6 protein-coding genes and 1 pseudogene are annotated in these 6,010 nt (G+C 65.5%); 5 read left to right on the forward strand and 2 right to left on the reverse strand.

The features are described 5' to 3' along the window. Nucleotides 1-45: 45 nt before the first annotated feature. From HMI58_RS02195 to HMI58_RS02215, 5 genes and pseudogenes are all read left to right on the forward strand, one after another. Nucleotides 46-441, forward strand: coding sequence for a phage holin family protein (locus HMI58_RS02195; protein ID WP_171617976.1), 396 nt, complete (start codon nucleotides 46-48; stop codon nucleotides 439-441). A gap of 156 nt (nucleotides 442-597) precedes the next feature. Next, the gene (locus tag HMI58_RS02200) at nucleotides 598-849 is read left to right on the forward strand and encodes a hypothetical protein (RefSeq protein WP_171584781.1); all 252 of its coding nucleotides are present in this window, start codon (nucleotides 598-600) and stop codon (nucleotides 847-849) included. Between the two features lie 3 nt (nucleotides 850-852). Next, entirely contained in the window at nucleotides 853-1,767 is a 915-nt protein-coding gene (locus HMI58_RS02205) for an FHA domain-containing protein (RefSeq protein ID WP_171584780.1), read from the forward strand. Between the two features lie 9 nt (nucleotides 1,768-1,776). Then, the gene (locus tag HMI58_RS02210) at nucleotides 1,777-2,112 is read left to right on the forward strand and encodes a hypothetical protein (protein WP_171617977.1); all 336 of its coding nucleotides are present in this window, start codon (nucleotides 1,777-1,779) and stop codon (nucleotides 2,110-2,112) included. 28 nt (nucleotides 2,113-2,140) lie between these two features. Next, nucleotides 2,141-3,097 (forward strand): annotated as a pseudogene (locus HMI58_RS02215) (IS481 family transposase); the annotation flags it as partial. Nucleotides 3,098-3,389: 292 nt separating this feature from the next. Here the strand turns inward: HMI58_RS02215 and HMI58_RS02220 are convergent. After that, nucleotides 3,390-4,310, reverse strand: coding sequence for an AEC family transporter (locus HMI58_RS02220; protein WP_171617978.1), 921 nt, complete (start codon nucleotides 4,308-4,310; stop codon nucleotides 3,390-3,392). A 102-nt stretch (nucleotides 4,311-4,412) separates the two neighbouring features. Beyond that, nucleotides 4,413-5,843 carry an adenylosuccinate lyase gene (purB, locus tag HMI58_RS02225; protein WP_171617979.1) on the reverse strand — a complete coding sequence of 477 codons (1,431 nt, stop codon included), beginning with the start codon at nucleotides 5,841-5,843 and terminating at the stop codon, nucleotides 4,413-4,415. Between the last annotated feature and the right edge of the window lie 167 nt (nucleotides 5,844-6,010).

Here is a 6,010-nt window from a genome sequence, read left to right on the forward strand (position 1 = left end):
ATAAGCGCATCGAGCGGGCAAGATGTCCCAGAGAGCGAGGTTCTCATGATCCGGTTTCTCCTCCATGCCATCATCAACCTGGTGACCGTAGCCCTCGGGCTCCTCATCGCCAGCTGGCTGATCCCCGGAGTGACCCTGCAGCCAGCGGGTTTCACCGTGGCCGTCCTGGTGTTCGCCCTTGCGCAGGGCATTCTGGGCCCATTCGTGTTCAACGTAGCGCGGCAGTACGCATCGCCCGTCCTGGGCGGGATCGGACTCGTCACCACGCTGATCGCCCTGTTCATTGCCTCGTTCTTCGACGGTGGCCTGCAGATTCGGGGAGTCTCGGCCTGGGTGCTCGGCACCCTGATCGTGTGGATCGTCACCGCGCTCGGTGGGTGGATCCTCGGCGCCATTTTCCTCAAGAAGCGGAGCGAGCAGCGCAAGGCCCAGGCGCAGTAAGGTCCAGTCCACCATGCAGTCCTTGCCCAGATGAGATCAAATGAAAGTAGACCGATCCGCTGGTCGCCAGATCAACTGCGTACTAAGGTGGAATGGTTAGCGTCAGACGGGTAGAGGGCGTCTGTCATTGTGCAGAATCCATTAGAGGAATCACTCATGACTGAAAACACCTCCCCAGAAGCCCAGGGAAACCACAACATCCGCGACTGGGCGGATCTCGCCGAGGAAATGTGGAGCTACCTCACCGGCAAGGGCGCAGCGGTGAACTACAGCTTCATCGACATGACCGTCGAAGTTCCCCGCGACATTGGCCCGGACGCACCCCGCGCCACCTGGAAGTTGAACGGAACACTGCGGGTCACCACCAGTGACAACGACGCAGCAGGCTCCGACACCCACCGTAACTGAGTCGTGGCAGCGAAAATCCGGCTGGAGATTGATCTCCAGTTTTCGGTGACCGAGCCGACCACCGACCACCAGGACTCAACCACGGTCACGGGAACCGTCACCGCGAACGGTTCAACTGTGGATGTCTACCTCGACAAGCCCGAGGCGTTCGGCGGGACCACTGCGCCCACCCTCGAAGCCGTCCGGGAGCTCGCGAAGTCACTCGCCGACAAGGGTGTGGCAGTGTCGGTGACGGGCCCCAAGGGCAACCTGGTGAGCCTGGGGGCAGTCGATGTGCCACGGGTGCAGCGGCTGCTGACCCGGTCCCCGCACATTCGGCTGGGATCCGTCGGTGCCCTCGCGCCGCTGGCGAAAAGCGTGCGCGGGTCCGCCGCGTCGACGTCACCCGGTCTGGTGCCGCCGACGACACCGTTTCCCCTGGTGCCCACCGTCAACCGGAAGATTCGCCGGAAGGTCACCACCACGCACCACACCCCCGGGAGTGGTCGGGCCCGGCTGATCTTCGTCCAGGACTCAGCGACCTGGAACGGTCAGGTGCCCCGCGAGTTCAACCTGCTTCCTGCCGCCACCAGGATCGGCAGCGCCGACGACGTCGACCTGGTCCTGCCGGGACTGGAAGCACTGCACGCCGAGGTGGTCCATAACGACGACGACGAGTACGTGCTGATTCCGCACGGACCCGTCAGCGGCGGGATCAACCCTGCGGGGCCGTCGGTGCTCCGGACCGGCGCGCGGATTCAACTCGGGCCCTGGTGCCTTGCCTATTTCCGCGAGGAGTACGCCGACCATGGTCGGCCGTTCGGTGGCCGCAGCGGCGGCGAGCTGGCGTACCAGCGACCACAGTTCGATCCTCGGACCGGCCGCTCCGAGGGGGACGGCTCGGAGGGCGTCGGAGATTTCCGCCGCCATCCGCGCTGAGCCGACCCGGTGGATAGCATCGAGCTGCTCCCGGACGAGGCTTCGGAGCAGCTTCTCCGTCGCGACTGGGAGGCCCTCCTCGCGGCCGGACTGCCCAGCCGGGCGTCCCACACCTCCCCGCACAACCGGCCGCATATCACCCTGGTGGCGGCCCCGACCATCACCGATGGCCGGGATGGGCAGCTGGGTGAGGGCGTGGGGCTCCCCCTGGCCTTCGGGTGTTCCGGGATCCTGCTGTTCAACGCTGGCCGGAGGGGATACGTCCTAGCTGTACTGGGCCGGGACGTTGTTGACGCGAGGGTCTTGAAAAGGAGGAGGACCTCCGGGCTAAGTGGAGCTGTCTAGTTCCCACACTTCGTGCTCGGAGGTCCTCGTGTCTCACGTTAACGCCCGCCTGACAGTTCATGGAAGACGATTGCTCGTTGATCGGGTAGCCGCGGGCCGGCCGGTCGCGCATATTGCCGCGGAACTCGGCGTGTCCCGGCAGACCGCCTACCGATGGGTTCGACGGTTCAGGATCGAAGGACCCGCCGGGTTGCAGGACCGCTCGAGCCGACCCCATACCTCACCGGGTCGGACCAGCCCGGACCGGGAACAGGCGGTCCTGGACGCCCGACGCCGGTTGCGGTTCGGGCCGTTGCGCATCGCGGCCACCACGGGAGTCCCGGCACGGACTGTGGCCCGGATTCTACGCCGCCACCAGGTGCCGCGCCTGGCCGACTGTGACCCGCTGACCGGGACCCCGATCCGCGCCTCCCGTGCCACGATGACCCGGTATGAACACGACTTGCCCGGTGACTTGGTACACCTGGATGTGAAGAAACTCGGACGAATCCCGGACGGCGGCGGCTGGCGCGCCCACGGCCGCTCAGAAAAGGTCCGGGGTCGGGGCATCGGCTATGACTATGTGCACGTCGCCATTGATGACCACACCCGACTGGGCTACGCCGAGGTCCTGCCCGATGAGAAGGGCACCACCGCAGCCGGGTTCCTCACCCGCGCCGCCGCGTACTTCACCGCCCACGGCATCGACCGGATCGAACGCGTCATCACCGACAACGCGTTCGCCTACCGCAACTCCGCAGCCTTCAAGCAGGCCGTGGCCGATCTCGGCGCTTCCCAGCGCTTCATCAAACCCCACTGCCCCTGGACCAACGGCAAAGCCGAACGCTTCAACCGCACCCTGCAAACCGAATGGGCATACCGCCAGATCTTCAGCAGCAGCACCCACCGCCAAGAAGCCCTTGCACCCTGGCTCAAGCACTACAACACTGAACGCATCCACACCGGCATCGGAACCACACCCATCACCCGAGTGTCACCAACCTCATGGCCCAGTACACCTAGCTCGCCAGGTGGTGTGTGGTGCTGCACTGGTGGCGCTGCACCGCCGCGTACACGACGTCGGCCAGCTCGAGGGACCAGCGGGCACCACGCTGCCGGACGCCTGGGTCCCGCACATCACCCTCGCCAACGCCGTGCCGCCGGAGCGCCTCGCCGACGCGCTGGCGGTCCTCTCGACGACGATGCCGGAAGGACAGCTAGTAGCAATGCGGCGCTGGGACAGCTACGCCAAAACCGTCACGGCGCTGGGTTGATCTGCCTTACCTGGCCCAGTACACCTAGGTGAGGAGCCAGGCGATGAGAATGAGGGCTGGCACCGATAACATCGAGGAAATCAGGATCACGTCCCGGGCTACGGTGAGTCCCCGGTTGTACCGGCCCGCGAACAGGAACACGTTCTGCGCGGCCGGCAGGGCTGCCATCACCACGGCACCGAACACCATGTCGTCGTCCAGCTGGAAGGCGAACCTGCTGAGCAGGTACGCCGACGCCGGCATGATGAAGACCTTGATCACTGTGGCCACGATGACCTCGGTGCGGCCCTCGCTGGCCCGCAACGGCCGACTACCGCGCAACGACATACCAAACGCCAGCAGCACCAGGGGAACCGCCGCCCCGCCCAGCAGTTCCAGTGGTTCCCAGATCAGCTGCGGTACGTCGAGCCCAGCCCAGCCCACGGCCAGACCGAGGAACGAGGCAATGATCATTGGGTTGCGGAACGGCTGGGTGAGGATGTTGGCCATCGACGGTTTCCGCCCTGAGGACAGATCCAGGATGGTCAGGTACAGCGGCGTGAGGAAGAGCAGCTGCACCAGCAGGACCGGGGCCACCGCCGTGGCGTTGCCGAGCGCGTAGACGGCGATGGGAATGCCAATATTGTTAGCGTTCACGATTGACCCGCCCATCGCGCCGATCACGGTCTCCGCGGCCGGCCGGCGGAACCAGATCCGGCTGACCACGACGTACAGGAGGGCGGCGAAGACAGCGGTGATCAGGGCGATCGGCAGGTACGCGGACACGACGGCGGTGAGGTCAGCCTGGGCCAGAATGGTGAAAAGCAGCGCCGGGTTGGTGATGAAGAAGGCTGTCTGGGTGAGCGCCTTCACCGTCTCCGGGCCGCCGATCCGCAGGCGGGCAGCAATATAGCCGGCCATGATCACGGCACCGACAATCGCGAAACCTGCCAGTACGCCGCTCAACACTTCCTCCAGCTACACATGCATCTCGGGGGACGCCCGGCCCGCCCACGGGAGCCCCGCGCCGTTGTCGCCCGGATCCGGGAGGCGATCGTGCCGTGACATCTAGCCAAGATGGCTGACGAGCCGCTCCGCTATTCCGGTGTAGGTCGACGGGGTGAGCGCCATCAGCCGTGCCTCAGCGTCCGGGGAAAGTCCCAGGCCGGCAACGAACTCCTGCATTCGGGCGGCGTCCACCCGTTGTCCGCGGGTGAGTTCTTTCAGGCGTTCGTAGGGATCGTCCATGCCCGGCACGCCGGCCAGCCCCTCCGCCCGCATCACCATCTGCACTGCCTCGCCCAGAACCTCCCAGTTCGAGTCGAGGTCAGCGGCGAGCACCGCGCCGGCGACATCCAGCCGTTCCAGGCCCTTCGCCACGTTCGACAGGGCCAGCAATGAGTGGCCAAACGCGACCCCGATATTGCGCTGGGACGACGAGTCGGTGAGGTCGCGCTGCCACCGCGAGGTGACAAGGGTTGCGCCCAGCACGTCCAAAAGCGAGCAGGAGATCTCCAGGTTCGCCTCGGCGTTCTCGAAACGGATCGGGTTCACCTTATGCGGCATGGTCGAGGAACCGGTGGCTCCCTCGACGGGAACCTGAGCGAAGTACCCGATCGAAATGTAGCTCCACACATCGGTGCAGAAATTGTGCAGGATTCGGTTGAACCGCGCCACATCGGCGTACAACTCGGCCTGCCAGTCGTGCGACTCAATCTGGGTGGTCAGCGGGTTCCAGGTCAGTCCCAGCCCTTCCACGAAGTCCCGGGACACCTTCTGCCAGTCGGCGCCCGGAACCGATGCGTAGTGGGCGGCGTAGGTGCCGGTCGCTCCATTGATCTTTCCCAGATACTCGGTGCGTTCGATACGCCGAAGCTGACGGTCCAGCCGGTGCGCGACGACGGCGAGTTCCTTGCCCAGCGTGGTGGGAGTGGCGGGCTGCCCGTGGGTCCGTGACAGCATCGGCACAGCCGCCGACTCGCGGGCCATCTCCGAGATCTGTTGGGTCAGGGAGCGGGCGGCGGGAAGCCAGGCCTTCTCGACGGCGCCCTTGACACCCAGCGCGTAGGACAAGTTGTTGATGTCCTCCGACGTGCACCCGAAATGCACCAGCGGTTTCAGCTGGGAGATCCCGATCTCGGGGAGCCGGCGTCCAATGAAGTATTCGACCGCCTTGACGTCATGCACAGTGACGCGTTCAAGCTCGGCGAGTTCAGCAACCGACCCGCCGTCAAAGTCGGTGACGATCGTGCGCAGCGCGGCCTCCTGGTCCCCGCTCAGCGGTGCCGTCCCCTGCAGTACGGCGTTTCGGGTCAGGTGAATCAGCCATTCCACCTCCACATGGACGCGGTCCCGGTTGAGGGCGGCCTCCGACAGGTAATCGACCAGCGGTGCGACGGCTGCTCTGTACCGGCCGTCCAGCGGCCCGAGTGCCAGGGGAAGGCCCGACGGAGTGGATGTCGATGCGAGGTTCACCCTTGAAGGTGCGGTATCAGCCATACCCTCGATCATTTCATGATCCGCTGGAATCGGTCTCCCGTGTGACATCTCCTCCCCAGCCGTCGGGGCGCTGTCCCTGCCCACATAGGCGCTCTGCCTGTGCCGGTCAGCTTGCACCGGGTTCTACGGTGCAAGCTGACCGGCACAGGCAGAGCGCCTATGTGGGC

The organism is Arthrobacter sp. 147(2020), from assembly GCF_013116715.1.
Lineage (GTDB): Bacteria > Actinomycetota > Actinomycetes > Actinomycetales > Micrococcaceae > Arthrobacter_D.